This is a genomic window from Nocardiopsis oceani (genome assembly GCF_054777395.1).
This window is the reverse complement of record NZ_BAAHAR010000053.1, coordinates 1-25,629: the sequence shown is the minus strand read 5'-3', so window position 1 is coordinate 25,629 and position 25,629 is coordinate 1. Positions and strand designations below refer to the sequence as shown.

General features: G+C 71.0%; 22 protein-coding genes. 11 read left to right on the top strand and 11 right to left on the bottom strand.

Translation table 11 applies throughout. The features are described from left to right. Positions 1–23: 23 nt before the first annotated feature. From ACYVDG_RS27415 to ACYVDG_RS27395, 5 genes are all read right to left on the bottom strand, one after another. Positions 24–1,670 carry a DNA repair helicase XPB gene (locus ACYVDG_RS27415; RefSeq protein ID WP_460760154.1) on the bottom strand — a complete coding sequence of 549 codons (1,647 nt, stop codon included), beginning with the start codon at positions 1,668–1,670 and terminating at the stop codon, positions 24–26. 73 nt (positions 1,671–1,743) lie between these two features. Beyond that, positions 1,744–2,163 (bottom strand): CD225/dispanin family protein, encoded by a 420-nt coding sequence (locus ACYVDG_RS27410; protein WP_460760151.1) that lies wholly within the window; start codon positions 2,161–2,163, stop codon positions 1,744–1,746. Then, positions 2,156–2,614: a hypothetical protein gene (locus ACYVDG_RS27405; protein ID WP_460760148.1), complete on the bottom strand. Its 459-nt coding sequence runs from the start codon at positions 2,612–2,614 to the stop codon at positions 2,156–2,158. Before ACYVDG_RS27405 ends, ACYVDG_RS27410 begins: the two co-directional genes overlap by 8 nt. A 104-nt stretch (positions 2,615–2,718) precedes the next feature. Continuing rightward, positions 2,719–3,162 (bottom strand): hypothetical protein, encoded by a 444-nt coding sequence (locus ACYVDG_RS27400; RefSeq protein WP_460760145.1) that lies wholly within the window; start codon positions 3,160–3,162, stop codon positions 2,719–2,721. Between the two features lie 137 nt (positions 3,163–3,299). After that, positions 3,300–5,747, bottom strand: coding sequence for a helicase C-terminal domain-containing protein (locus tag ACYVDG_RS27395; protein ID WP_460760141.1), 2,448 nt, complete (start codon positions 5,745–5,747; stop codon positions 3,300–3,302). Between the two features lie 165 nt (positions 5,748–5,912). Here ACYVDG_RS27395 and ACYVDG_RS27390 point away from each other — a divergent pair, with 165 nt between their 5' ends. The 4 genes from ACYVDG_RS27390 to ACYVDG_RS27375 all read left to right on the top strand — a co-directional run bounded on the left by ACYVDG_RS27390 (position 5,913) and on the right by ACYVDG_RS27375 (position 11,948). Next, a complete protein-coding gene (locus ACYVDG_RS27390) occupies positions 5,913–6,674 on the top strand; it encodes a hypothetical protein (protein ID WP_460760138.1) in 762 nt (253 codons plus the stop codon). A 456-nt stretch (positions 6,675–7,130) separates the two neighbouring features. Further along, positions 7,131–7,514, top strand: a complete 384-nt coding sequence (locus tag ACYVDG_RS27385) for a cold-shock protein (protein ID WP_460760135.1) — start codon at positions 7,131–7,133, stop codon at positions 7,512–7,514. Between the two features lie 234 nt (positions 7,515–7,748). Next, complete coding sequence (locus tag ACYVDG_RS27380) at positions 7,749–8,504, top strand: DUF3027 domain-containing protein (protein ID WP_460760280.1); 756 nt, start codon at positions 7,749–7,751, stop codon at positions 8,502–8,504. A 303-nt stretch (positions 8,505–8,807) separates the two neighbouring features. Beyond that, positions 8,808–11,948, top strand: coding sequence for a sacsin N-terminal ATP-binding-like domain-containing protein (locus ACYVDG_RS27375; RefSeq protein ID WP_460760132.1), 3,141 nt, complete (start codon positions 8,808–8,810; stop codon positions 11,946–11,948). A gap of 66 nt (positions 11,949–12,014) precedes the next feature. Here ACYVDG_RS27375 and ACYVDG_RS27370 read toward each other — a convergent pair whose 3' ends face one another. The 4 genes from ACYVDG_RS27370 to ACYVDG_RS27355 form a co-directional block, all read right to left on the bottom strand. Then, the gene (locus ACYVDG_RS27370; protein ID WP_460760129.1) at positions 12,015–12,365 is read right to left on the bottom strand and encodes a hypothetical protein; all 351 of its coding nucleotides are present in this window, start codon (positions 12,363–12,365) and stop codon (positions 12,015–12,017) included. Then, positions 12,362–12,673 carry a hypothetical protein gene (locus ACYVDG_RS27365; protein WP_460760126.1) on the bottom strand — a complete coding sequence of 104 codons (312 nt, stop codon included), beginning with the start codon at positions 12,671–12,673 and terminating at the stop codon, positions 12,362–12,364. Before ACYVDG_RS27365 ends, ACYVDG_RS27370 begins: the two co-directional genes overlap by 4 nt. Before the next feature lie 83 nt (positions 12,674–12,756). Then, positions 12,757–13,263 carry a hypothetical protein gene (locus tag ACYVDG_RS27360; RefSeq protein ID WP_460760122.1) on the bottom strand — a complete coding sequence of 169 codons (507 nt, stop codon included), beginning with the start codon at positions 13,261–13,263 and terminating at the stop codon, positions 12,757–12,759. A 1,085-nt stretch (positions 13,264–14,348) separates the two neighbouring features. Next, a complete protein-coding gene (locus ACYVDG_RS27355) occupies positions 14,349–15,233 on the bottom strand; it encodes an MOSC domain-containing protein (protein ID WP_460760118.1) in 885 nt (294 codons plus the stop codon). Positions 15,234–15,382: 149 nt separating this feature from the next. Between ACYVDG_RS27355 and ACYVDG_RS27350 the strand changes: the two genes are divergently transcribed. Continuing rightward, entirely contained in the window at positions 15,383–16,021 is a 639-nt protein-coding gene (locus ACYVDG_RS27350) for a TetR/AcrR family transcriptional regulator (protein WP_460760113.1), read from the top strand. Then, a complete protein-coding gene (locus ACYVDG_RS27345) occupies positions 16,018–17,604 on the top strand; it encodes an MFS transporter (protein WP_460760110.1) in 1,587 nt (528 codons plus the stop codon). Before ACYVDG_RS27350 ends, ACYVDG_RS27345 begins: the two co-directional genes overlap by 4 nt. 74 nt (positions 17,605–17,678) lie before the next feature. On the opposite strand, the gene ACYVDG_RS27340 is transcribed toward ACYVDG_RS27345, so the two are convergent. Then, positions 17,679–19,175, bottom strand: coding sequence for a DUF7059 domain-containing protein (locus ACYVDG_RS27340; RefSeq protein WP_460760106.1), 1,497 nt, complete (start codon positions 19,173–19,175; stop codon positions 17,679–17,681). Between the two features lie 52 nt (positions 19,176–19,227). Next, positions 19,228–19,503 (bottom strand): DUF2530 domain-containing protein, encoded by a 276-nt coding sequence (locus ACYVDG_RS27335; protein ID WP_460760101.1) that lies wholly within the window; start codon positions 19,501–19,503, stop codon positions 19,228–19,230. 221 nt (positions 19,504–19,724) lie between these two features. Here ACYVDG_RS27335 and ACYVDG_RS27330 point away from each other — a divergent pair, with 221 nt between their 5' ends. The 5 genes from ACYVDG_RS27330 to ACYVDG_RS27310 all read left to right on the top strand — a co-directional run bounded on the left by ACYVDG_RS27330 (position 19,725) and on the right by ACYVDG_RS27310 (position 25,250). Continuing rightward, positions 19,725–21,188 carry an NCS2 family permease gene (locus ACYVDG_RS27330; protein ID WP_460760098.1) on the top strand — a complete coding sequence of 488 codons (1,464 nt, stop codon included), beginning with the start codon at positions 19,725–19,727 and terminating at the stop codon, positions 21,186–21,188. Between the two features lie 169 nt (positions 21,189–21,357). Then, positions 21,358–22,788 (top strand): MFS transporter, encoded by a 1,431-nt coding sequence (locus ACYVDG_RS27325; protein WP_460760094.1) that lies wholly within the window; start codon positions 21,358–21,360, stop codon positions 22,786–22,788. A 40-nt stretch (positions 22,789–22,828) separates the two neighbouring features. Further along, positions 22,829–23,413: an RNA 2',3'-cyclic phosphodiesterase gene (gene thpR, locus ACYVDG_RS27320; RefSeq protein WP_460760091.1), complete on the top strand. Its 585-nt coding sequence runs from the start codon at positions 22,829–22,831 to the stop codon at positions 23,411–23,413. A 208-nt stretch (positions 23,414–23,621) separates the two neighbouring features. Then, entirely contained in the window at positions 23,622–24,839 is a 1,218-nt protein-coding gene (locus ACYVDG_RS27315) for an MFS transporter (RefSeq protein WP_460760088.1), read from the top strand. Between the two features lie 57 nt (positions 24,840–24,896). Then, a complete protein-coding gene (locus ACYVDG_RS27310; protein ID WP_460760085.1) occupies positions 24,897–25,250 on the top strand; it encodes a MerR family transcriptional regulator in 354 nt (117 codons plus the stop codon). Positions 25,251–25,629 lie beyond the last annotated feature (379 nt).

The following is a 25,629-nucleotide window of genomic DNA, read 5'->3' as shown; positions in this document are numbered from 1 at the left end:
ACCCGGCCCTTCCGGTCTCCCCGTCAGGTCTCCTCGTCGGCGAGGAGGTCGCCCGCGTCGGTGATCCGGTACGCGTAACCCTGCTCGGCGAGGAACCGCTGCCGGTGGGCGGCGTACTCCTGGTCCAAGGTGTCCCGGGCGATCACCGCGTAGAAGCGCGCGGTGCGGCCGTCGGTCTTGGGGCGGAGCACCCGGCCCAGCCGCTGGGCCTCCTCCTGGCGGGAGCCGAAGGAACCGGACACCTGGACCGCCACCCCGGCCTCGGGGAGGTCGATCGAGAAGTTGGCGACCTTGGAGACCACCAGGGTGCGCAGTTCACCCGTGCGGAAGGCCTCGAACAGGCGCTCGCGCTCCTTGTTGCGCGTCTCGCCCTTGATCACCGGGGCGTCCAGCGACTCCCCGAGATCGTCGAGCTGGTCGATGTAGGAACCGATGACCAGAACCTGCTCCTCCGGGTGCTGCTCCACGATCCGCCGTACCACGGCGGTCTTCGTCTCCGAGGAGGCACAGAACCGGTACTTGTCCTCGGGCTCGGCGGTCGCGTACGCCAACCGCTCGGACTCCGACAGGTCCACTCGGACCTCCACGCAGTCCGCGGGGGCGATCCACCCCTGGTTCTCCATGTCCTTCCACGGGGCGTCGTAGCGCTTCGGCCCGATCAGTGAGAACACATCGCCCTCCCGGCCGTCCTCGCGGACCAGGGTCGCGGTCAGTCCCAGGCGGCGACGGGCCTGGAGGTCGGCGGTCATCCGGAAGATCGGCGCGGGCAGCAGGTGGACCTCGTCGTAGACGACCAGGCCCCAGTCCTTGGCGTCGAACAGCTCCAGGTGCGTGTACGCGCCCTTTCTCCGGGCCGCCATGACCTGGTAGGTAGCGATGGTGACCGGGCGGATCTCCTTGCGGCTCCCCGAGTACTCACCGATCTCGTCCTCGGTGAGGGACGTCCGCTTGAGCAGCTCGGCCTTCCACTGGTGCACCGCCACCGTGTTGGTCACCAGGATCAGCGTCGTCGCCCCGGTCATCGCCATCGCCGCCGCGCCGACGATCGTCTTGCCGGCCCCGCAGGGCAGCACGACCACGCCGGAGCCGCCCGCGTGGAAGCTCTCAGCCGCCTCCTGCTGGTAGCCGCGGAGCTCCCAGTCGCCGTCGGCCAGATCGATCTGGTGGGCCTCACCGTCGACGTAACCGGCGAGGTCCTCCGCGGGCCAGCCGATCTTCAGCAGGGCCTGTTTGAGGTTGCCGCGCTCGCTGGGGTGGACCGCGACGGAGTCCTCGTCCAGGCGCTCGCCCAGCATCCCCTTGAGCTTCTTGGCCCGGACGACCTCCTCCAGGACTGCGCGGTCGGAGGACTCCAGCACCAGCCCCCGGACCGGGTCGCCGATCAGCTTGAGCCGCCCGTAGCGGTCCATCGTCTCGGCGATGTCCACGAGCAGGGAGTGCGGTACCGGGAACTTGGAGAAGGTGATGAGCGCGTCCACCACCTGCTCGGCGTCGTGTCCGGCGGCGCGCGCGTTCCACAGCGCCAGCGGGGTGATCCGGTAGGTGTGGACGTGTTCGGGTGCCCGTTCGAGTTCGGCGAACGGGGCGATGGTGCGGCGGCACTCCGCAGCGAGTTCGTGGTCGATCTCGAGGAGGAGCGTCTTGTCGGACTGGACGATCAGGCAGGACACGCGGGACCTTCCTACAGGTGCGGAGAAGAGGGCGGCTCCACGTGCAACACCGCAGGCCTTCGGAACATGCCCGTCAGGCGGCCAGCATCAGAGTGAAGAACAGGGCGCCGACCAAAACGAAGATGCCGATGGCCACCCCGTTGGAGATCCAGGCGTAGCGCGTGTAACGCTCGGCCTTCTCGTGGTCGTGCGATTCGTTCAGGGCCAGGGAAGAGAAGACGAGACCGGCGATCGCGACCAGGTTGCAGCAGGAGACCGCAAGGATGATGGACGTCACCAGGGCGCCGATCGCGATGCCCCGGGAAGGGGGCTCGACGTAGTACCCGCCGGGCGGCGGGTAGGGCGGCGGGTAACCCCCGCCGTAGGGGTTGTTCGGGTCGCCGGGGTACCCGGGGCCGGGCGTGCCGTACTGCCAGTTGTCGCTCATGGTGTTGCTTCCGTGCGGCAGGGGCGCGGAGCGCGCCCGTAGGTGGAGGCCGGTGCTGTCAGACACCGACCAAGAGGAACAGCACCGCCAAGACGACCACAGGTACCAGGAAGACCGCGGACAGTGCGAGGAAGACGAAGGTGCACGCCCACGTGTACCGGATGTAGCGGTCCACTTCGTCGGCGTCCGGGACCTTGGCCAGGGCGAAGATCCCCAGGGCGATGCCCGGGAGGTTGGTGGCCAAAGCGAAGAACCAGAACCCCAGGTACATGCCGAAAGCCGGGATCACCAGGGTGCACAGCGCCACGACGAGGGCGGCTACGGCCCCGCCGACGCGCGCCGGCGGGCCCGAAGGGCGCGGGGCCCCCGGCACCGGTGCCATCGGCGGCGCGGCGAACGGGGCCGCCGGAGGCGCGGTCGCGGCCTTCCGGGGAGCTTCCGTGGGCGCGGCGCTTCCCGGGACGGTGGTCCGTCCCCGCTCCCAGAAGGCCCTGGGGTTGCTCGGGTCGCCGTTCACCGCGCTCCATCTCTTTCCGCACCGCGCATCCTCACATGGGGTCGCATACCCGTCCTACCCTGTTCGGATGCGGACACCGGGGGTCCGGTTCTGTCAAACCGGGGTCACCACTGCGGGACCGGGACGATTCCCTCGATCCAGCTCCCCGCCTGCGTGAACACCACGAAGGTGAGCACCAGCATGACGAAGAACATCACCGCGGCGGCACCCAGGCAGTACCAGGAGTACCGGGTCAGGACCTCGGCCTGGTCAGGGCGCCCCCGGTCGCGGGCGTGGGCGGCCCGCACCGCGAACGTGATCCCGGCGATGCCGAAGATCCAGTTGGCGCAGCACAGGGCGGTGACCGCGTGCAGGATCAGCGCCATGGTCGAACTGTTGGCGCCGCCGGTCGTGCCCACCGGTGCCGAGTCCCGGCGGTCGTCCCCGCGTTCCGGCCGGTCGTCCTCGCGCTCCCGCTCGGGAGCCCGGTCCCGCCCTTCCGGGGCACGGTCGCCCTGCCCCCGGTCACGTGGGGAGGAGGCTCCAGGGGGCAGCGGTGCGTTGCTCATGGGGATCTCTTCCGGCGTCCGGGCCAACCGATCTGAGGACACTCTAGGGGCTTGGTGCCGCTGGGCGGTCGGAGGCGGGGTCGGCCGCAGCCCCTGGTGCGCCTGAGCTCCAACGGTGAGGTGGCGTTCCCTTCCGGTCAGTTCTCGTCGAGTTCGGCCACGCCGGTGATGCGGTGGATCGCGAACCGGTGCACGGCGTCCCTGGTGGTGTCGTAGGCGGTCAGGAAACCGCCGTCCACGCGGGTGGGTTCCACGATCCGGCTGACCTGGCGGCCGTCGGTGTCCGTGTAGCCGATCCAGACCCTGCGCTCGCCCTCGGCGGCTTCCGCCAGCACCTCCATGACGGCGGTGGCGCGGGAACCGGCGGTGCCTCCTTCGGGCAGGGACACCGGGATCCGGGCGATGTTGGCGGCCTCGTCACCGGCGCGCAGAGCGCGTACGGCGGCCTGCGTCAGTTCCGCGGTCGGCGCGTTCTCGGAGGGGGAGGAGGGTTCGGGCTCGGCGCGGCGGACCTCGGGCCGGCTCAGCCGCATCGTGCCGTCGCCGCTCTCGGGCACCGGGTGGTAGCCCAGCTGCCGGAGCCGCTCGGTCAGGGCCGACCGGTTGAGCCCGCTGACCACCACGGTCGGGGCCAGCAGCAGGAGCTCCAGGTCGGCGGCCCGGCGGTCGGCCACCAGTTCGGCCAGCAGGGCGGGCTCGTCGCAGCGCAGGTAGCTGGAGGCCGATCCGGTGCGCAGCCTGCCGTGCCTGCGCCCCACGTCCGACACCAGGTAGCGCAGTGCCTGCGGCAGCGGCGTGCGTGAGTGGCGCTCCAGCAGGCCGGTGATGTCGGCGACCCCGCGTCCGGCGTCCAGTGCCCGGCGGACCGAGTCCTCGGTGAAGCGGTACACGGTGGCCCCGCCGGTGGACTCCACGTCGGCGGTCAGGGCGAGCTCGCGTGCCAGCTCGGTGACGAGCGGGCCCGGGGCCACGGCGGTCAGGTCGCCCTGGACCAGCACGTAGTCCAAAGGCTGGGGCAGTTCGGCGGACAGGACCCGCGCGGCGGTCTCCTCGTCGCCGGCGAGCAGGAGCCGCGTGTGTTCGGCGAGCGCTCCCATCCCGGTCAGGCCGAGCGCGGCCGCCTCGGTCGCCGCGGCGCCCACGAGCTCGGTGTAGACCGGCGACTGGCGGCGCGGGCGGCGCCAGTCCAACCGTGCCGCCAGCGAACCCTCTGTGGGCGCCAGGCCCGCTTCGGTCGCGCCCATCTCGGTGAGGACGTCGCGGCGGGCCTGCGGGGCCGCCGGGCGGACCAGGCCGGGGCCGAGTACGTTGCGCACCCGGCCGCCGGAGTCACGCGATCCGGTCAGGGACGCTACCCGGTCCGAGCCGAGCCAGGCCCGGGCCAACTGCAGCCAACGGCGTTCCGGTGTGCGCTGGCGCCACAGGTCGTACTCGCGGGTGGGGAGCCATTCGCCCTCCAGCCGGTGGTCCGTCCCGATCAGCCCGGCGGCACGCGTGACCTCCAAGTACAGGGCGGCGGTGTCCTCGTCGGTGTCCATCACCTGGGACGCCCGGCGCAGGTCGCGTACGCCCAGGCCGCCGTTGCGCAGGACCGCGGCGGGGTCGTCGGACCAGCGCTCCAGCAGCTCCTCCACCCCGCGCAGCACGCTGAAGGCCTGTCCAGCAGCGGCCCGGGCAACCGTGGTGGGGGATCCTTGACGGCCCTCCAAGTCTGGCGGGTCCGTGCTGACATCGCCGAACAGCTGCCCGGAGCGCAGGTGCAGACCGACCTCGCGGGGCAGGGTCAGAGTGTCGTCGCCGGTGGCCACGAGCAGGCCCCGGGCGATGAGCGTCTCCACCGGAGAGGAGGCGGTGGCCAGGGTGATCTCGCGGCGGGCGTCGGAGACCGTGCCGTTGGGCGGTCCCCAGGCGAGGCTGTCCAGCAGACGGTGGGCGGCCGAACCGACCTGGGAGATGAGGGCCCCCACCTGAGAGGGGTCGGTGAGGGCGGTGGCGACGGTCTCCACGGGGCTGTCGGCGGTGCTGTGCGGCACCAGGTCGTCGGCGAGCCGCTTGGCGGTGCCGTGCGGCAGCGCGGCCAGGAGGACACGGGCGGGCGGACCCAGTTGGGCGGGCTGGGGGAGGAGCTCGCGCAGGACCTGGACGGGGCGCAGACGCCCCTGGTCGGGCCAGACGAGGGCAAGGGAGGACAGCGTGTCCAGGGCGTGGTCGAGCGGGTCCTTCCCAGCGGAGGCGGAAGGGGTGAGATCGAGCCCGCGAGCGATGTCCTCGGGGCGCGCACCGACCGGTTCGGACAGCCGGTCGTCTCCGAGGGCGACCACGGACTCCAGGACCTGGAGGGTGAACCGGTCGAGCCGCTCCAGGGCGCGCAGCACGGCGTTGCGCGAGGTCGCGCGATGCGCCAGGGCCCCGATATCGGCGGGAACCGGCTGGGCCAGGTCCGGCCGGGCGTTCAACAGGGCGGTGAGCTCTTCGTCGGAGCGGGAACGCAGCCAGGAGGTGAACGTGGGGGGACGCCCCGAAACGGCTGTGCCGTCGGGGGCGCCGGTGCCCTGGACGGGCTCGGGTCGCGCGTTGTCGGTCATCGTGTCAACGCTAAGCGATGGCGGCTCGGAGAGCGCACCCCTCCCCTTCTGACCCTTGCCGCCACCCCCTTCACCGCGTTCCTGAGCCGTATCGGGAGGGAATTCTTCGACCGAAATTGCGGAGGAGGGGTTAAAAGGCAGGTCATTGTGGGCCAATATGGGTCCATGACCCAGCGCTCCGAACAAGTGGTACTCGACTACCTCTCCAAGGTCGGGCTCGCGCTGCACGGTCGTGTGACGGCGAAGGAACGGACCGCCTACCTGACGAGCCTGCGTGCGCGCATCGATGAGCGGCGTGAGGCGGCCGAGAACGACGACGTTGACACTGTGCGGCGGATTCTCCGTGGTTTCGGCTCCCCCCGGCACATCGTGGAAGAGGAGCTCACCGGTCGCGAGTTCGACCTCGAAGACGACGAGATGATCCCGAACAAACCCAGACACGCAGACCGTCCGCCCCCGCCCTGGCGCGGCGGACCCAGCCAGGGATTCATGGCCCTCCTCGAGGGGCCCAGCCAGACCGACATGCGCATGGACGGAAAGGTCACGCGCAAGCCGGGTGTGGCACGCGGCAGCCTCCTCCTGGTGCGGCACCACCCGCCCGAGGCCGTAGCCCTGGCCGTGTACGTCCTGGCCGGGCTGTGGTGGGACGTCGCCTTCCTGTGGGTGCTCGGCGCCGCCCTCATCGTGCTCAGCACGGTGTGGAACAGCCGCGACAAGTGGATCGGGGTGGGCGTCCCGCTGTTCGCCTGTGTCGTCGGCATGATCCTGTGGACCGGCGACGCCAAGTTCATCGACCAGTACATCCAGCAGGCCCTGCCGGTCACCGGTGTCGCCGGGCTCGGGCTCGCCTCCTTGGTGTGCGTCCTCTTCCTCTTCCCGAAGGCCGCCCGCTCGGCCCGCGTCGCCGACCGCTCCGCCGGGAGCTGACGAGGCCCGGACGGTCATTGGTTGGCAAACGCTGGGGAATACCTTTTCCGGTCGGCCCGTTAAAGCGCATTCGTGCGTGTTGTATCGGGTAGTCATGACTGTGCACCGCCGGTGACGCTTCGCGGCGGTCACGTCGGGCGGCCCGGCTCCCAGCCCGGGCCCCAACCCGTCGACGGAGCCCCTGCTTCCGCCGAGTACCGTCCCACACTCCGCACCCAGCGGTTCCAGGGGAGACGTCGACGCCAACGAGGTCCGGGTAAGCCGTATCCGGGCCTCGTTTCGCGTGTGCGGGGAATCGGTCACACCAATACCCGGTCGCGTTGTCGAGGCCCTGGGCATTAGCCTTGGGCGCACCCATGGAAACCAGGGGTCGCCCGGGGCGGAGGAAAGGGTGGACGGCACCGTTTCCGGTCGCCGTTCCCGGGGTGCCCGTCAGTGAAAGCATGAGGTCTCTACGTGCCCACCGGCAAGGTCAAGTGGTACGACGGCGACAAGGGTTTCGGATTCCTCACCCGGGACGACGGAGGTGAGGTGTTCGTGCATTCCACCTCCCTGCCGCCCGGAACCACCGCCCTGAAACCCGGCCAACGGGTCGAGTTCGGTGTGGCCGAGGGGCGCAAGGGCGCCCAGGCGCTCCAAGTGAAAGTCCTGGACTCACAGCACTCGGTGGCCAAGGCACAGCGCAAGAAGCCGGACGAGATGGTGCTCATCACCGAGGACCTCATCAAACTCCTGGAGAACGTCTCCAACGGCTACCGGCGCGGCCGCCACCCGGACAAGCGTGAGGCGGCCAAGGTCGCCGCCGTTCTGCGTGTGGTGGCCGACGACCTGGAGGCCTGACACTCCGGAACCCGATCGCCGGAACCCGTCCACGGAGGCCGTGGTGACCGAGAACACGGTCCGCCACGGCCTCCGTGCCGTCCGCCCCGCCCGCTGGCAATACCCCGCCAAGAGGGTGAATCGGGCGAACCTTGACCCGCGTTATGGTCAAATCGGTGCCCGCGATCAGTGAGAATGGGGGACGTGAGCCCTTCTCGACGTTCTCCTGTACCGGACAAGGCATGTGTCGACGCGGTGGATCTGGCCCGCTCGGTGGCAGCGGAGGTCGGGCGACCCGATTGGGTGGGTGAGCACCTCACCGCCCAGGTCGAGGACACACGCCTGGTCACCCACTACTTCGAGTGCCTGGACCCCTCGTATCCGGGGTGGACCTACGCCGTCACCGTGGTCCGCGCCTCGCGGGCCAAGAAGGTCACGGTCAACGAAGTGGTCCTGCTGCCCGGCGAGGGCGCCCTGGTCGCGCCCGAGTGGGTGCCGTGGAAGGAGCGACTGCGCCCGGGCGACGTCGGTGTGGGGGACCTCCTCCCCACCGAAGAGGACGACGAGCGCCTCGTCCCCGGTTACGCGCAGGTGCCCGACAGCGAGCTCGACGCCGAGGGCATGGACCAGCAGATGGTGTGGGAGCTGGGACTCGGCCGCCGCCAGGTGCTTTCCGAGGTCGGCCGTGAGCAGGCCGCGGAACGCTGGTACAACGGCGAGGCCGGGCCGCGGAGCCCCATTGCCTCGGCAGCCCCGGCGCGCTGCACCTCCTGTGGGTTCCTGACCCCGCTCGCCGGCGAGCTGCGCCAGATGTTCGGCGTGTGCACCAACGAGTACGCCCCGGACGACGGCAAGGTCGTGTCCCTCGACCACGGATGCGGAGCACACTCCGAAGTCCGCCGCCCCGGCCCGCAAAACGAGCCGGTCGCACCGGTCGTCGACGAGATGGGGTACGACCACATCGTCTTCGACGACACCGCGGAACTGGAACTGGTCTCCAGCGACTCCTGACCACGACCGACTTCCGACGACAACGGCAGTCACCACGGGCAGATCCACCGAAAACGATTGCGGGGTCCCGTCGCAGTGCGCGGCGGGACCCTTCCCGTATTCGCCCGCGCCTCAGGCACGCGTGCCACGCGTGCCACGCGTGCCACGCGCGCCACGCGCGCCACGCGCGACGGCCACAACCCGCCCGGCCCCCACCGTCGGCTAGGCTCGACCCACCATCACGCTCGCCTTGCCGGGACCTTGCATGTCCGCGAACATGCAGGGGCCGATCGGACCGCGCGCCCAGCGCAGGAGGAGACCACCATGGCCGAGCCGGTGACCGCTTCGGTGGCCGACCCTTACAACACCGCTGAACTGCGCAGACGTGTGCTCTCTGCGTGGGCTGACGCGCCCGCCCGCTTCCGGGAGGACGCCAACGCCGAAGAGGACTTCGCCCTGGGCGGTTACCGGGACCGGGTCGTGGTCGAGCTCGCCCAGAACGCCGCCGACGCGGCGCGCCGCGCGGGCGTTCCCGGACACCTCCGCCTGGCCCTGGACGGCGACCGGCTCTCCGCCGCGAACTCCGGCGCCCCCCTGAGCGCGGAGGGCGTGGAATCCCTCGCCACCCTGAGGGCGTCCACCAAACGCGACGACCAAGGCTCCGCGGGCCGGTTCGGGGTCGGCTTCTCCGCGGTGGTGGCGCTCAGCGACGACGTCACCGTGGACTCCGGCGGAGCTGCGGTGCATTTCTCCGCTGAGCGCGCCCGTGCCGTGGTCACCGACCTGCTCGACAGCAACGGTACGCACGCCGACCTCGCCGACGAGGTGGGCCGCCGTTCCGGCCACGTGCCCATGCTGCGCCTGCCTTTCCCGGCCGACGTCGTCCCCGAACGGCCCGATGGCGGCTACGACACCGTCGTCACCCTGGCACTCCGAGACCAACAGGCACAGGAGCGGGTACGGGAACTGCTGGACCGGACCGGCGAGGCCATCCTGCTCGCCCTCGACGGCCTTTCCGAGGTCCGCGTGGTGGTCGACGGCGCCGAGCGCGTCCTCACCCGCGAGCCCGGCGACGAGGACTCCGACACCGACCTGGTCACCACCCACCGCGACGCCGGCGGGACCCGGGTCACACCCTGGCGCGTCGTCAGCACCTCCGGCGAGTTCGACCCCGACCTGCTGGCGGACCGGCCCACGGAGGAGCGGGAACGCACCGCGTGGTCGTTGACCTGGGCCGCCCCCGTGGACGCCGCAGGCGGTGTGGCCGCGCTGCCCGCCGACGTAGAGAACGTGGTGCACGCGCCCACCCCAACCGACACCGAACTCGACCTGCCCGCCCTCCTCATCGGCACGTTCCCGCTCAGCTCCGACCGGCGCGCGGTCCAGCCGGGAGGCGCCACCGACCTGCTGCTCATGGAGGCCGCGAACGCCTACTGCGCGCTCCTGCGCCGCTTCGTGCCCTGGGCCGCTCTCGACCTGGTGCCCGCTGCCCGCGTGGGCGGCGGCGCCATCGACGCGGTCTTCCGGGCCCGGGTCGCCGAGCCCCTGCTGGACGCCCCGTTCCTGGTCACCGCGGCCGGACACCCCGTAGCCCCGCGTGAAGCGGTGCTCCTGGACACCGGCGGCGCGAACGGCTCGGCCGACCTCGTCAGCCTGCTCGCCGAACTCGTCCCGCCGCTGCTGCCCGGAACCTGGAGCCCGCGCCACCCGGCCCTGGCCTCGCTGCGCGTACGCCGACTGGGCTTGGCCGACCTTGCTGACCTGCTCGGTGACACCCAACGGGAACCGGAGTGGTGGGCGACGCTCTACGCGGCCCTGGGAACCGCCGGGGGCGACGGGGCCGACATCGACGAGCTCGGTTCCCTTCCGGTCCCGCTGGCCGACGGCCGCCTCGTCCGGGGGCCGCGCTCCCTGCTGCTGCCCACCGACGACTGGGCCAAGGTCGCCGACACCGAAGGCCGTAGGCTCGACCCCGCAGCCCTGGCCACCCTGGGCGTGCGCATGGTGCACCCTGAGGCCGCCCACCCCCTCCTGCTGCGCCTGGGCGCGGCCGAAGCCGGTGCGGGCACGGTGCTGGCCGACCCGAACACCGAGGCCGCCGTACGCGGCTCCTTGGACGCCGAGGACCCCGAGCCCGTCGCCGAGGCCGTCCTGGACCTGGTCGCGGCGTCCGGCACGACGGTCGAGGACGCGCCCTGGCTGTCCGAACTGGCCCTGCGCGACGACGAGGACGGCTACTCGATCGCCGCCGAACTCCTCGTTCCCGGAGCTCCCTTGGCGGACCTCTTGGTGGACGACTCGCCCTTCGGCACGGTCCACGACGACCTCGTCCGCCGCCACGGCACCGACGCCCTGCGGGCCGTGGGCGCGCTGTGGGGCCTGACCGTGGTCCGCGCCGAGGAGGTGGCCCTGGGGGAGGACCCCGCGGGTGCCTTCGACGGCGCGGCCGGAGAGGACGGCCCCGACGGGCTGGACGACTGGGCCGACGAGGTCCTCGAACGCGTCGGCGACCCCGACCTCCCGCCCGTGGTGCCCGAACTGGTGTGCGTCGCCGACCTCGACTACATCGCCGACGACGCCTGGCCCCAGGCACTGACGATACTCTCCCAGGGGCGGCTGCGCGAGGCCGTCACCGCCCCCGCCCGCCTGCTCATGCCGGACGGCCGGGTCGTCGATGTGCCCTCCTACACCGCCTGGTGGCTGCGCAGCCGGGCGCTGCTGGGCGGCCGGGCCCCGGTCGGGCTGCGTACCGCCGACGCCGAGTCCGCGCTCACCGGGCTCTACGACGAGGTGCCCGCGGACGTCGACCCCGAGTTCGCCCGTGCCCTCGGCGTACGTACGACCCTCGCCGACCTGCTCGCCGATCCGGACGGCGCCGACGACCTGCTGAACCGGCTCGCCGATCCGGCCCGGCACGTGGACCGCTTCGCGCTGCGCCGCCTGTGGACGGCCCTGGCCGACGTGGACGCCGACCTGGTCACCCCTCCGACGCTCGTGCGCGCGGTCAAGGGCGGGGCGATCGTGGTCGCCGACGCCGAGGACGCCGTAGTGATCGACTCACCGGACCTGCTTCCACTGGTCAAGGACCGGCCGCTGGTCCTGGCCGCCGCCGAAGCGGCCGACCGGCTCGCCGACGTCCTCGACCTGGACCTGGCCTCGGAGAGCGTCACCGGGAAGGTGAACTCGGCGGGGCAGATCCGGGCGGTGCCCGACGAGGCCGCGCTGTTCCTCGCCGGGGGCGAGGATCCGGACCGCACGTACCTGCACCACCGGAAGCTCACTGTCGACGGTGAGGACGTGGAGTGGTACACGGGTGACGGTGCGGTGCACGCCTCCGGGACCGAAGGGCTGGCACGTGCGCTGTGCTGGCGCGCCGGACAGTGGTCCCGTCGCCACCTGCTCGCCGCCGTGCTGCGGGACCCGTCCGCTGCCGCGCACCTGCTGGCCGAAGCCGACCTGGAGTAGAGGCTTGGTGTAGGGGTCGCCCCGCCGAACCGCGGTTCGGCGGGGCGACCTGCTTGGGTTCGACGGTCAGTGCTGCCAGGGTTCGGGCAGCGGGGAGCCGCACACCATGGCGGCCTTCAGTAGGGCCCAGCGGCCTCGGGCCTTGGCGAGTGCCTGCCAACAGGTGACGGGTTCGCCGACGGAGCGCAGGGCTTCGGAGAGAGCGTCGTAGTGGTCGGTGACCTCGTCGATTTCGGTGAGGTCACCGACACGGGCGGTCCAGCGGTGGGGCAGGGCGTCGCCGGACCGCAGCGCGTCATCGAGGTAGCCGAAGACCGCGTCGGCGGAGACCAGCCGGGTGACCGCGTCCGCGCACAGTTCGGGGTCGTTGAGGAGTTGTGTGAGTCGGGCGGCCAGGGCTTCGGTGTGCTCGTTCACGCGGCCAGCTCCCTGAGCTCGGCGCGGTGGGCCTCCCAGGCCCGGTACGGGCCGCGCACGATCTCGACCCGGGGGAACCCGTCCCAGTGGGCGTCCTCGACCGGCTTTCGAGGCGCGGGGATCGTGGGAGCGGGTTCGATGGCCTCGACGGGGGTGAGCGCGTCGACGTAGCGGCGGACCCGGCGGGAACGGTTGCGTCGGACCTCAGCGCCCAGCTCCCGCAGGTAGCCGATGGCGGTGGTGTGGGCGCCCCGCGTTGGCCTGAGGAGCCGTGCGAGCACGCCGAAGATGGACAGTAGGGTGAGCATGTCTGCCTGCCTTTTCCAGGTGGACCGGGCCCGGGGTGTTGGTAGCGCCGCCGGGCCGCTTTCATGTTCGGTTCAAGCACTCACTATACGTCTATCTTGTCTAGGTCGTCTACTACGTATGCCATATGCAAGGCGTATCGCACATGCCTAACGTCTGAGATATGCATGTTGACCGTTTCGATCCCACACCCCTGTACGCCCAGGTAGCTGACCAGCTTCGCGAACAGATCAAGGCCGGGGTTCTCAAGCCGCGTGACCCACTGCCCTCCGAGTCGAAGCTGGTCGCTGAACACGGGGTCGCTCGGGAGACCGCGCGACGGGCCATTGCGGTACTGCGGGAGGAAGGCTGGGTGGTGACTCTGCCGCAGCGCGGCACGTTCGTCGCACCGGGCGGCAGCTCTTAGAGCCTGCTGACACAGGGGTTTGGTTACCCAGACCGCGGCCAGGAGCAGCCGGTGCATCGTGAGCTGGGGTTTCCTCTGTGCGGGGGTTTCCTGCGGGTTCCGGGTTGCCCCGTTTCCTGCCGCTTGATGGTGGCCGTCTCCGCTGCGCGCGTCAAGGTCGTCGCCATCGAGCGCTTCGCGCGTCATTGGCGCTCCACCTTGACCCGCTTCGCTGCGACGGCGGGTCGGCGGCAGTCAGAAAACGGGGGGCGTGTGGTCGGGGCGGCAGGCACTCCGGCCTTCGGCCGGGAACTGCCCCGGGCCTACGGCCCGGAGGGCCGGGCTTCGCCCGGTCCGGCCCTGGCCGGCCGGATTCCTGCCCTTCCGTCTGGCTGTGTCGGCAGGCGCGTCGCAATCCAGTGGCCGGTCGGCGACGAAGGGCCCGATCAGGTGCCTGGATGGCCGGGCGCGTCCCACCGGTCTGTCGGCTCGGTGGCGGGTCGGGCCGGTGGTGCTGCCGGGTGTGTGACGCCGGTGGCCCGGCCGGGTATAGGCGGGTGTGGTTTCCAGGGCATCGACCCCCCCCTGCTGGAAGCATTTTGGGCGCCGAGTGTGCTTCTGAGAGGGGGGTTCACCGCCCCGGGGCCTCCGAGTGGGGGTAGCGGGCGCCCCGGTGCGGTCCTGGTGTCCGAAACTGGCCCGCTAGTGGTGTCCGCTGCGTCCGAAACCGGTTCATCCCCGATGATCTTGCTACCAGTAGCAACTTCGGCGCCGAAATTGCTACTGGTAGCAAGATCATCTTCGAGAAGGGGGCCCACCCCCGACCGAAAGCCCGGTGGGACGCGCTCGACCATGCGCCTAGCCTGCTCGGGCACTTCGTCGCTGGCTGGCCACTGGATTGCGACGCGCTGGCCGATGAAGCCAGGCGGACGGGCAGGAATCCGGCCGGCCGCGGCCGGAGGGCCGGGGCCGGCCGGCCCGGACCGGGCAAAGCCCGGCCCACCGGGCTGTAGGCCCGGGGCCCGAAGGGCCCCTTTGGGACCCCTTTCGGGCCCCGACCACAGGCCCCCCGTTTTCTGACTGCCGCCGACCCGCCGTCGTAGCGAAGCGGGTCAAGGTGGAGCGCCAATGATGCGCGAAGCGCTCGATGGCGACGACCTTGAGGCGCGCAGCGGAGACGGCCACCATCGGGCGGCGGGAAACGGGGCTACCCGCACCCGACAGCAAACCCCCACCCGCGCGGGGCTTCCTCCCGCCCCGGGGTGGCACCCCCGCCCCGGCAGGCAACGGGCTCACCGAGAGTGCAGGGCTCCGGCCAGTCGGGGTCCCAGTCCCTCGTCCGGTTCTTCGGCCCACTCGGTCACGTCCAGGGGGTCGCCGACGGAGACGGTGCCGGGGACGGTGACGGCGAACTTCGCGCAGAACGCCACCCCGCCCTCGTCCGTCCTGCGGTAACCGGCCAGGGAGCGCAGCGGTTCGGGCCCGCGCTTCTCGCCGGTCTCCTGGTCGACGGTGGTGACCGCGCAGCGGACGCACACTTTGGCGTAACCCAGCTCGGCGGTGCCCAGGCGGACCCGGCGGATCCGGTCCTCGGTGTGCGGCTCGGGCCAGCCGGACACCACGATGTTGGGTCGGAACCGCGCCATCGGGACGGCCTCGCCCCCGGTGGCGAGGATGCGCTCGTTGAGCAGGTCCAGGGAGGACAGCGAACCCACCACGGCGGCGTGGCCGTCGGCGAAACCGGCGGTGCCGGGGGTCAGCCCGCTGGTCTCGCGCCGGTGGTCTTCGGGGACCCGCACCAGGCGGCTGGACGCGCCGAGCACCTCGGACAGCCACCCCGCGACCTCGTCACCCTGGTCGACGCCCACGAAGGGTCGGCCGTGCACGGCCACGTCCAGGCGGCGGCCCTCGGGATCCACGACGACCTTGACCGGTGAGAACCCTCCGGTGTGCAGGACGAGCCTGGACCCGTCCGCGTCGAGCTCGGGAACGATCCGCGCCATGCGGGGGTCCTTGCGCTGGCTGCGGAAGTCACCGGAGTCGTCGACCACCATGAACGAGCGGTCGTGGGCGATCCCGGCGGGGGTGAGGTCGGCTGTGCGCAGCGGCAGACCGGCACAGCCCTTGACGGGGTGGACGACGAGTTCGGAGACGCGGGCCGTGGGAGAGGGGCTCATGGCGAGAACGTTACCCGTGCCTTCTGGAGAGCGCTCGGAATGACGTCGCCGTGGTGGAGGGCGGCAGGGGATCGGCGGCCTCGACCGGAACGTAGGGGTGAGCCAACCCACCCCAGTAACTGTACCTTCCGGAAGGTACAGTTACTCCCATGCGACCAAGTTCGAGGCACCTCATTCTGGAGGCCGCGACAAGGGTGACCGAGCGCGAAGGCATCACCGGGCTCACCCTGGAGTCGACGGCCGAGGAGGCAGGGCTGACCAAAGGCGGCCTGCTCTACCACTTCCGCACCCGGGAGGACCTGATCCTCGCGATCCAACGGCACCTCGTGGACGGCTGGGAAGAGCGCCTGCTCGCCGAACTCGGCAAGCCCTACGACGACGCCGACCCGACCGAGCGCGGCGCCGCCTACGCCCGCGTCATAGCGCGCGGGAGCAAGAGGCAGGCGGACCTGGCCTTCATGCTGGAGTCCGTTTCCCAGCCCGAGCTCACCCGGATCTGGAACGAGCTCATGGAGAGGTGGGCGCCCACGCCGAGCTCCCCCGAACCCGCCGGGCTGGACCTGTTTCTGGCCAGGCTGATCGCCGACGGGCTCTGGCTGCACAAGTCCACGGCCGGGTGCCGGATACCGCCGGACGTGGAACGGGCCGTGCTCGCACGAGTGACCGGCCTGACCGGTGCTCCGCCACCGGACACATCAGCACCGCGAGGCGAAGCAGTCCCGCAAGACAGCCCGCAAGACAGCCCGCAGGGCAGAACGGCACCGCGGACCAAGGGGGAGGGCTCGTGAGCGACGTGAACGACGCGATCGAGACCGGGCAACAGCCGGTCTCCAAGGCCAGGCGCTGGCTCGTACTGGTCGCCGTCTCGGCCGGTCTGCTGCTGATCGCGGTGGACATGACGGTCCTCTACACCGCACTTCCGACCCTGAGCAGTGAGCTCCAGGCGAGCGCCTCGGAACGGCTCTGGATCATCAACGCCTACCCCCTGGTGATGGCGGGACTCCTCCTGGGCGCGGGGACGCTCGGCGACCGCGTCGGCCACAAGCGGATGTACCTGATCGGCCTCGTCCTGTTCGGCGCCGCCTCAGTGGTCGCGGCCTACGCCGTGAACCCGGCCATGCTCATCGCAGGGCGCGTCTTCCTGGCGGTGGGCGCCGCCGCGATGATGCCCGCGACCCTGTCACTGATCCGCATCACCTTCGTGGACGAGCGCGAACGCGGGATCGCCATCGGGGTCTGGGGAACCATGGCGATGGTCGGCGCCGCCATCGGGCCGATCGTGGGCGGCCTGCTGCTGGAGTTCTTCTGGTGGGGTTCGGTCTTCCTCATCAACGTGCCGATCGTGCTGGCCGCCCTGGTCCTGGCCGTCCTGGTCGCGCCCGGGGGTTCGGGAAGCTCCGAACGGCCGTGGGACCTGCTGGCCTCCGCCCAGGTCATGGTGGGCCTGGTGGGCGTGGTCTACACGATCAAGGAGGTCACCGGACCGGAACCGTCGGTGGCCGCGATCGCGGTAGCCCTCCTGGCGTCCGTTGCCGGGTTCTGGTCGTTCGTGCGGCGCCAGCGCGGTCAGACCTACCCGCTCATCGACTTCACGCTCTTCCGTGACCCGCGCATCCTCATCGGTGTCATCGCCGCAGGGATGGCGATGTTCGCGATCGCCGGCGTGCAGCTGGTCCTCACTCAGCGCCTGCAGCTGGTGCTGGAGTTCACCCCGCTCCAGGCGGGTCTGACCGTCGCGGCGATGGCGCTCGGCGCGCTGCCCGTGGGCGTAACCGCCGGTGCGCTGCTGTTCCGTGTGGGCACCCGACCGGTGATCGTCCTGGGCCTGCTGGCCACCGCACTGGGAACGGCCGGCGTGCTGTTGTCGACCTCCGCCCCCTTGGGCTGGACGGTCGCCGGACTGCTGATCGTCGGCGCGGGTACCGGCGCGGCGATGACCGCGGCCTCCGCCGCCATCGTGGGCAACGCACCGGCCCACCGGGCGGGCATGGCCTCCTCGGTGGAGGAGGTCTCCTACGAGCTGGGCAGCCTGACCGGTGTCGCGGTCCTCGGAAGCTTGCTGGCCGCCGTCTACGCCCGCACCGTCACCCTGCCGGCACAGTCGCCCGACACGGCGGCCGAGGGCATGGACGAGGCCCGCGCGGCCGCCGCCCAGCTGGACCCCGGCGCTGCGGTGCCCCTGCTGGAGGCAGCCACCCAGGCCTTCGACAACGGCTACCGGGCCACCCTCCTCATCGCCGCGACGGTGCTGTTCGCGGCGAGCGTCTTCAGCTTCCTCTACAAACGGGGCGGGACCGGCCGGTCGGCGCGGGACCAGGAGCTGACCGGAGAGGGTGCACCGGCGGCCAAGACGGACTCCCCGAGCCCTTGACGTCCTCCCCGTCGTGAACGACGGAGATTCCGACCCGCCCTTGCGGCCGGGTTGTGCCCGCGCCTGGGCGACGCCTAGCGGGCGACGCGGAAGAAACCCTCGGAGATGAGGGTGCGCAGGGCCTCGGGGGTGCGTTCGCGGAGCATGACCGGATCCTCGCCCATCAGTTCGGCGATGGCGTCCAAGAGCGGGCCGACCGGCATGGTGCCGTCGCAGACGCTGGCGAGCGCGGCCTCGACGGTGCCGATGCGTGCGACGCGCCGGAGGCCCTCGCGCTGGCGCAGGACGATCTTCTCGGGGTCGGGCGCACCCGGGACGGACACGCGCTCCTCGACCACGCCCGGGGCGAGCGCCACGTGGGTGGAGAGTAGGGCGGCGTCGGTGAGGCGGTGCGCGGTCATCGCGCCGTCCACCACGTCGGGCAGATAGGGGCCGACAGGCTGCTCGACCTCGTGCCGGAGCTCCTCCACCTTGACGGTGGCGTCCTGGGCGGCGTCGTTGCGCAGGCTGATCCAACCGAAGCCGATGCCCTTGATGCCCTCGCGGTCGAAGTAGTCCAGCCAGGCGTCGTAGCGCCTCGTGTACTCGGGGGTGCCGTGTTCGCAGGAGTCGCGCAACCAGAGCTCCACGTACTCGGCGGGGTCCTGGACGTCGCGCTGCACCACCCAGCCGGAGCAGCCGGTGCCGGTGATCCAGCCGCCGACCCGGTCCTCCCAGTCGTCGCTGTCGGTGTGCGTCCAGTTGGCGAGGAACTGCCCCCAGCCGCCCTCGGTGAGATAGCCGGGCGCCTGGCGGACCAGTTCGGCACAGAGGCTGTCACCGGGCAGGTCGGACTCGCGGTAGGTGTAGCGGGCCGACTCGGGGGTGATCACGAACGGCGGGTTGGACACGATCAGGTCGAAGCGCTCGCCCTTGACGGGTTCGAACAGGGAGCCCTGGGACAGGCGGGCGTCCTTGACCCCGGACAGCGCGAGGCTGATCCCGGCCAGGTGCACGGCGCGCGGGTTGAGGTCGGTGGCGACCACCTCGCGGGCGCGGGAGGCCAGGTGCAGGGCCTGGACGCCGCAGCCCGTGCCCAGGTCGAGGGCGCGTTCGAAGGGTCCTTCGACGATCAGGCGGGAGAGGTTGGCGGAGGCACCGCCCGCGCCCACGACGTGGTCGTGGCCGGGGACGCCACCGCTGCCGGGGCGCACCTTGGGGTCGGACACGACGAAACCGGGTCGGCCGTCCTCGAGCTCCCACGGTCCGAGGTGGACGAGGGCTTGCACCACGGGGCCGTCCCGGCCCTCTTCGACGGTGACCAGGCCGGCTTCGGCGAGTTCCTCGACGGGCAGGATGGAACGGGCGGCCCTGGCCGGGATGGGGCTTTGGAGCCACCACAGGCGCAGAAGCAGTCCAAGGTGTTCCTCCCCGCCCGTGGCACGCAGGGCGGGCACGAGCTGCTCGCGGGCCAGGGCTTTGGCCGCGGCGTTGCCGAGCCGGTCGCGGACCCCGGACACCGTGTAGTCGGCGCCGATGAGGATGCCGCGGAGGCGGTCGGCGAGGCCGCGCGGGAATTCTGTCTCAGACACCCGCCCATTATCGGTCAGGTGAGCCGTGCCCTGTCGGGTCCGGAGCTTCGCCTCAGGAAGCGTCGGACTTCTTCGCGGCCCGTTCGGAGGCCCGTTCCCCCGCCTGGTCGCGTTTGCGGAACAGGTAGGGGATGAACAGGAAACCGAAGACGCCGAGGGCGATCCCGGTCACACAGACGCCGATCCACCAGCGCTCGGTGTCGGGCAGGCCGTCTCCCAGGGCGAGCAGCACCAGGAGCGCGATGGCCCACCCGACCGTGCCGATGGCGGCCGGAACGCGGTAGTCGCTCTCGTGGACTTCGGGGTCTGGCTGGCGGGGTTTACGCACGGAATCAGGCTATCCGGTACCGGCCGGACAGCGGGAGAGCCGCCGCTTCGGTCGGGCCCGGGACGGGGACGCGTTGGTCACACCCGACCGGCGGATCATCCGACCATATGGCGCTTGCTACGAAAGCCATGTGAAACATGCGGCTGATGTTGTACGAAGATGCAACTAATGTGGCCCAGAATCCTTGTTGTCCCTTAACACGACCAGGTCAGGCTGACGACGTGAACGCACCAACACCCTCCTCAGACACATCGGAACAGGACAGAGTCCCCAAGGGCTCCCTTGACCGCTTCTTCAAGATCACCGAACGCGGATCCACCCTGGGCACGGAGGTCCGCGGCGGCATGGCGACCTTCTTCGCCATGGCCTACATCGTCGTCCTCAACCCGCTGATCATCGGTACCGCCGAGGACGTCAACGGCGAGACCCTGGGGATCGAGGGCGTCGCCGCGATGACCGCCCTGGTCGCTGCGCTCTCCTGCGTCCTCATGGGTGTGGTCAGCCGGTACCCCTTCGCGATCGCGGCGGGCATGGGACTGAACGCGATCGTGGCCTACGCCATCGCACCGCTGATGAGCTGGTCCGACGTCTTCCTGTTGATCATCATCGAAGGCGTCCTCCTCCTCATCCTCGTGCTGACCGGTTTCCGCGCCGCGGTGTTCGCCGCGGTCCCGCCCGGTCTCAAGATCGGGATCGCGGTCGGCGTGGGCCTGTTCCTGGCCTTCATCGGCCTGGTAAACGCCGGCTTCGTGCAGCCCGGCGACGGTACGCCGGTCCAGCTCGGGGACGGCGGCCTCAACGGCTGGCCGATCCTGATCTTCGTCATCGGTCTGGCGCTCAGCATCGCCCTCTATGTGCGCAACGTCCGCGGCGCCCTGCTCATCGGTATCGTCGCCACCACCATCGTCGCGATCGTGGTCGAGACCCTTCTGGGCGACGGTGCGGACGGCCTCGGCTGGGGGCTGAGCGTCCCGAGCGTGCCAACGAGCGTGGGCGACCTGGTCGCTGTGCCCGACGTCTCGCTGTTCCTGTTGTTCGCCGACGGCGGCTTCAACATCCTGGACCGCTGGTCCGACGTCGGTGTCGCCACCGTCGTCATGCTGATCTTCACGCTGCTGCTGGCCGACTTCTTCGACACCATGGGCACCATGGTCGGCGTCGCCCACCAGGGCGGCCTGGCCGACGAGAACGGTCAGATCGAGGGCACCCGCGAGGTCCTGGTCGCCGACTCCTTCGGCACCATCCTGGGTGGTCTGGGTTCCGCCTCGGTCGCCACCCTGTACGCGGAGTCCGCGGCGGGCGTCGGTGAGGGTGCCCGGACGGGTATCGCCCCGATCGTCACCGGCGCGATGTTCCTGATCGCGACACTCTTCACCCCGCTGGTCACGCTGGTGCCCTTCGAAGCCGCCACCCCGGTGCTGGTGATCGTCGGCTTCATGATGATGACCCAGGTCACCAACATCGACTTCAAGGACCCGGCCATCGGCATGGGTTCCTTCATGGCGATCATCATGATGCCCCTCACCTACTCGATCGCGAACGGTATCGGCTTCGGCCTGCTGGCCTACGCCTTCGTCATGCTGGTCACGGGCAGGGCCCGCCGGGTCCACCCGCTCCTGTGGCTGATCTCGGTCGTCTTCCTGATCCACTTCGCGGAAGCGCCGATCTACGACCTGATCGGCTGACCCGTCCCCGGCGCGGGGGCACGGTCTCCCGTTGCGGGGAATGAACGGCACGGTGAACGGCGTTGGCTCAAGTGATGAGTCAACGCCGTTTACTTCTAGGTTCCCGAATCCACGCTCCGGTGGTCGTTTCAGTCACTCTCCGATGCTCTTCCTGTCCGGGGAGTGAGTGATGCGCCGTATCGCGATGTTCCGTTCGCTGTCGGTCCGCAACTACCGGATCTACGCGCTCGGACAACTGGTCTCCAACCCCGGCACCTGGATGCAGCGCATCGCCCAGGACTGGCTGGTCCTCCAACTCAGCGGCGGCAGCGGTATCGCCCTGGGCATGACCACCGCGCTCCAGTTCCTGCCCATGCTCTTCTTCGGGCTCTGGGGCGGTGCCATGGTGGACCGGTTCGGCAAGCGCAAGCTGTTGATCTTCACCCAGGCCAGCATGGGTGTGCTCGCCGTCGGCCTGGGCATCCTGGCCACACTCGGTGCCGCCGAGGTCTGGCACGTCTACCTGTTCGCCTTCGGCCTGGGCATGATCACCGTGCTCGACAACCCGGGGCGGCAGGCCTTCGTCCCGGAGATGGTCGACCGGGACATGCTGCCCAACGCGATCGCCCTGAACAGCGCCAGCTTCCAGCTGGGCCGCGTCACGGGCCCCGCCATCGCCGGCCTGCTCATCGGCCTGATCGGCAGCGGCCCCGTCTTCATGATCAACGGGCTGTCCTTCGCCTTCACGATCGTGGCCCTGATGATGATCCGGCCCGCCGAACTCAACCCCACCGAACCCATGCCGCGCGGCAAGGGCCAGATCCGGGAGGGCCTCCGGTACATCGGGGGCAGGCGCGACCTCGTCCTGCTACTGATCCTGGCCGGCTCCGTCCAGTTCTTCGGTGCCAACGGGCAGAACCAGATCGCCCTCATGGTCAACAACGTGTACGAGACCGGTGCCGAGGCCTTCGGAGTGGCCGCGGCCGCGCTCGCGGTCGGCGCGTTGGCCGGTGCGCTGTTGGCCGCGCGGCGCGACCATCCGAGGCTGCGCCTGGTGCTCATCGGTTCGATGGGCTTCGGCGTCGCCCAGCTCGTCGCCGGCCTGATGCCGGGCTACATCGCGTTCGTCGTGGTCCTGGTCCCGATGGGTGTGCTGTTCATGACCTTCGTGACCACGCTCAACGCCACCTTCCAGCTCAGCGTCGACCCGCAGATGCGCGGCCGGGCGATGAGCATGTTCCTGCTGGTGTTCATGGGGGTGGCACCGATCGGAGCGCCCGTCGTGGGCCTGATCGCTGACGCCTTCGGCCCGCAGGCCAGCCTGATGGTGGGCGGCGTGGTGACCATCGTGGTGGTCAGCGTGCTCTCGGTGCTGCTGATGCGGGTCAAGAAGGTGCGGGTACGCGAACTGCTGCCCCGCCGCCTCCTGGCCGGTTCGGGCGAAGCCGCAGCCGAGAAGGAAGCCGCGGCCGAGGACACTGAGCGGGCGGAAAGCCCTGAACGGCCCCGGTACGGTTCAGCGGAAGAGCCCGGCTCCGGAGCCGCGGAAGCGGATTCCCCCGACCGCCCAGGTCAACCGGGTCGGAACGCCGAACAGCAGGGCGCCGACGCGCGGGGGTAGTGCCAACCCGCCGGCGGGCCGGAACCGGAGAGGAGGGGCCATGAGTCTGTTCGTCGCGTTGTGGCCCCCGCAGGAGGTCGTCGACGAACTCGCGCAAGCGGTCCGTCCGGCCCGCCCCAGCGCCACCGGCCTGCGCTGGACCCGCCCGGAGGAGTGGCACCTCACACTTGCCTTTCTCGGCGAGGTGCCCGAGGACCGGCTGCCCGAACTCACCTCCGCGTTGGGCCGCGCGCTCGGCGGGCACCCCGCCCCCTACCTTGCCGCGGACCTCTGGGGCACCTTTCCAAACCGGGCGCAGCGGGCCTCGGTGCTGTGGTGCGGGGTGACGGGGGAGGGGCTGCACGAGCTCGCGGGCGCGGTGCGCGACGCAGCCCGTAGCGCGGGGGTGCCCGTTGAGTCACGGCTGTTCGTGCCGCACATCACTCTGGCCCGGGCCCGGCCGCCCCGGGACCTCACCGAGGCCCTTCGTGCACTCGGGCCTGTGGGGGCCACCGGCTGGCGGGCCGACCGCGTCCACCTGGTGGAGAGCCGCCCCGGCAGGCAGGACCGCTACCGAACCGCCCGGACCTGGGGACTACCCTGGGGTAGCGAATCCCAACGAGCACCGGAGCGGGGCACGTCATGAGCATGCTCACCAACAACAGGAAACAGCGCTGGCTGTTGCCGGTGGTGCTCGGTTCGATCATGCTCATCGTCATCCTGGGTGCCCTGGTCACCTGAGCCCCGGACGCCTCCTCAGGAGCGCCCCGGGTTCCCGCGCGCCCCGGTCTCCCACGGGTGCCCCGAGTCCGGGCTTGACGTTGACACCGGCGTCAGGGTTCTAGCGTGCCGGCATGTCACCCCACACGCTCCGTTCCGGATGGCTGGTGTGCCTGGCCCTGACCGCCTTCGCGGTCGGGACCGACGACCTGGTCATCGCGGGACTCCTGCCCGCCATCGCCCACGAACTCGACGTCAGCGTCGCCGCCGCCGGACAGCTGGTGACGGTCTTCTCCCTCACCTACGCGGTGGCCGCCCCGCCGCTCGCCGTGGCGACCGCCCGGTTCCCGCGCCGAACCCTGCTCCTGAGCGGGCTCGCCCTCTTCGCGTTCGCCAACCTGGTCACTGCCCTCGCGCCCACCTACGCCACCCTGATGGCGATGCGCGTGGCCACCGCGCTGATCGCCGCGGTGCTCACCCCCGCCGCCTTCTCCATGGCGGCCCGGCTGGCCCCCGCCGAACGGACCGGGCGCGCCGTCGGCATGGTCGCTGCCGGCCTGACCGTCTCTCTGTTCCTGGGGGTGCCGATCGGCGCTTTCCTCGGCTCCGTCTTCGGGTGGCGTTCGGCCTTCGTGGCCGTGGCCCTGTTCACCTTGGCGGTCCTCGCCGCGTCGGCCCTGCGCCTGCCTGCCCTGCCCGGCGCCCCCGAGGCCGGGGTCCGCCAGCAGCTGCGCCAGCTGGGCCGACCGGCCATCCTGACCTGCGTGACCGGCACCGTCATGGGCGCCAGCTCCGGTTTCATGGTCTACACCTACATCGCTCCGCTCACACGGGACCTCACCGGCGCCGGAGGGGTGGCCCTGGCCCCGCTGATCGCGGTGGTGGGTGCCGCGGGCGCCGTCGGAACCCTCGTGTGCGGCCGTGCCACCGACCGGTGGGGCGCCGACCGGATCCTCCTCGTCAGCTTTGCGGGGATGGTCGCGACCAGCCTGGTCCTGGCTGCGCTCGGATACCTCGGTGCGGGCAGCGTCCCGGTGTGGGCCCTGGCGTTCGTGCTTGCCCTGTGGGGTTTCGCCGCCTGGGGCTTCGCGGCCCCCATGAGCGCACGGCTGCTGGGACTGGCCGGGGACGCGGGCACCGAGGCCCTCGCCCTGAACACCGGCGGTCTCTACGTAGGGACGGCGGTGGCCGGCGCGGTCGGCGGCGCCGTCGTCGCCGGGTACGGGGGAGCGGGGGTGGCGGCGACCGCCGCCGCGATCGGCCTGCTCGCCCTGACCGCCATGGCGCTCTCCGTCCGGCGCTTCCCCACGGCCGTGCCCGGGACCTTGGAACACAAGGCCGACGCGGCCTGACCCGGGGCCGCGGAGTTCCCTAGGCTGGGCGCAGTCGTCGACGGAAGCGGAGGCGGTATGCGCATCGGGGAACTCGCCGGACGTACCGGCGCCAGCGCACGATCCCTGCGGTACTACGAACAGCGCGGCCTGCTCACCTCGGAGCGGGCCGCCAACGGCTACCGGGAGTACGGGCCCGAAGCGGTCGAGCGCGTGCGCAACATCCGGCTGCTCCTGGAGTCGGGCCTGACCTCAGAGGACATCCAGGAACTGCGGTCCTGCCTCGAACTCGACCTGGCCCGCGAACCCGACTGCGCCGAGGCCGTCGCCCTGTACGAACAGCGGCTCCAGGCCGTCCGGGAGCGCATCGAGGCCCTCGCCGCGACCGAGGAGCGGCTCGAACGCCGCCTTTCCGAAGGGCGCCGGGCCTGAGAGCCTTTTGGCAAGGGGTCTTGGGCTCCCCTGCCCTTGGGGTGTGCCCCTTTCCACGCAGGTGCGGGATTCCGCGCGGGCATGGGGTCCGGGGTGGGGGCTCCGTGGGTGGGGCTGAGGGTGGCGGGGGTTTGTTGTTGGGTGCGGGTTGCCACGTTTCCTGTGAGTGTGGGAGATGTCCACTACTCAGGGGGAAGGTCCGAGGTCCCCTGCGGGTGCGGGTTGCCACGTTTCCTGTGAGTGTGGGAGGTCCCCTGCGGGTGCGGGTTTCCCCGTTTCCTGCCGCTTGATGGTGGCCGTCTCCGCTGCGCGCGTCAAGGTCGTCGCCATCGAGCGCTTCGCGCGTCATTGGCGCTCCACCTTGACCCGCTTCGCTGCG

Excerpts from the sequence above, each read along its gene's own strand:
- ACYVDG_RS27355 (WP_460760118.1), bottom strand. The coding sequence starts at position 15,233 with ATGAGCCCCTCTCCCACGGCCCGCGTCTCCGAACTCGTCGTCCACCCC.
- ACYVDG_RS27315 (WP_460760088.1), top strand. The coding sequence starts at position 23,622 with ATGTCACCCCACACGCTCCGTTCCGGATGGCTGGTGTGCCTGGCCCTG.
- thpR (WP_460760091.1), top strand. The coding sequence starts at position 22,829 with ATGAGTCTGTTCGTCGCGTTGTGGCCCCCGCAGGAGGTCGTCGACGAA.
- ACYVDG_RS27390 (WP_460760138.1), top strand. The coding sequence starts at position 5,913 with ATGACCCAGCGCTCCGAACAAGTGGTACTCGACTACCTCTCCAAGGTC.
- ACYVDG_RS27310 (WP_460760085.1), top strand. The coding sequence starts at position 24,897 with ATGCGCATCGGGGAACTCGCCGGACGTACCGGCGCCAGCGCACGATCC.
- ACYVDG_RS27350 (WP_460760113.1), top strand. The coding sequence starts at position 15,383 with ATGCGACCAAGTTCGAGGCACCTCATTCTGGAGGCCGCGACAAGGGTG.
- ACYVDG_RS27375 (WP_460760132.1), top strand. The coding sequence starts at position 8,808 with ATGGCCGAGCCGGTGACCGCTTCGGTGGCCGACCCTTACAACACCGCT.
- ACYVDG_RS27325 (WP_460760094.1), top strand. The coding sequence starts at position 21,358 with ATGCGCCGTATCGCGATGTTCCGTTCGCTGTCGGTCCGCAACTACCGG.
- ACYVDG_RS27395 (WP_460760141.1), bottom strand. The coding sequence starts at position 5,747 with ATGACCGACAACGCGCGACCCGAGCCCGTCCAGGGCACCGGCGCCCCC.
- ACYVDG_RS27365 (WP_460760126.1), bottom strand. The coding sequence starts at position 12,673 with ATGCTCACCCTACTGTCCATCTTCGGCGTGCTCGCACGGCTCCTCAGG.
- ACYVDG_RS27400 (WP_460760145.1), bottom strand. The coding sequence starts at position 3,162 with ATGAGCAACGCACCGCTGCCCCCTGGAGCCTCCTCCCCACGTGACCGG.
- ACYVDG_RS27360 (WP_460760122.1), bottom strand. The coding sequence starts at position 13,263 with ATGACGCGCGAAGCGCTCGATGGCGACGACCTTGACGCGCGCAGCGGA.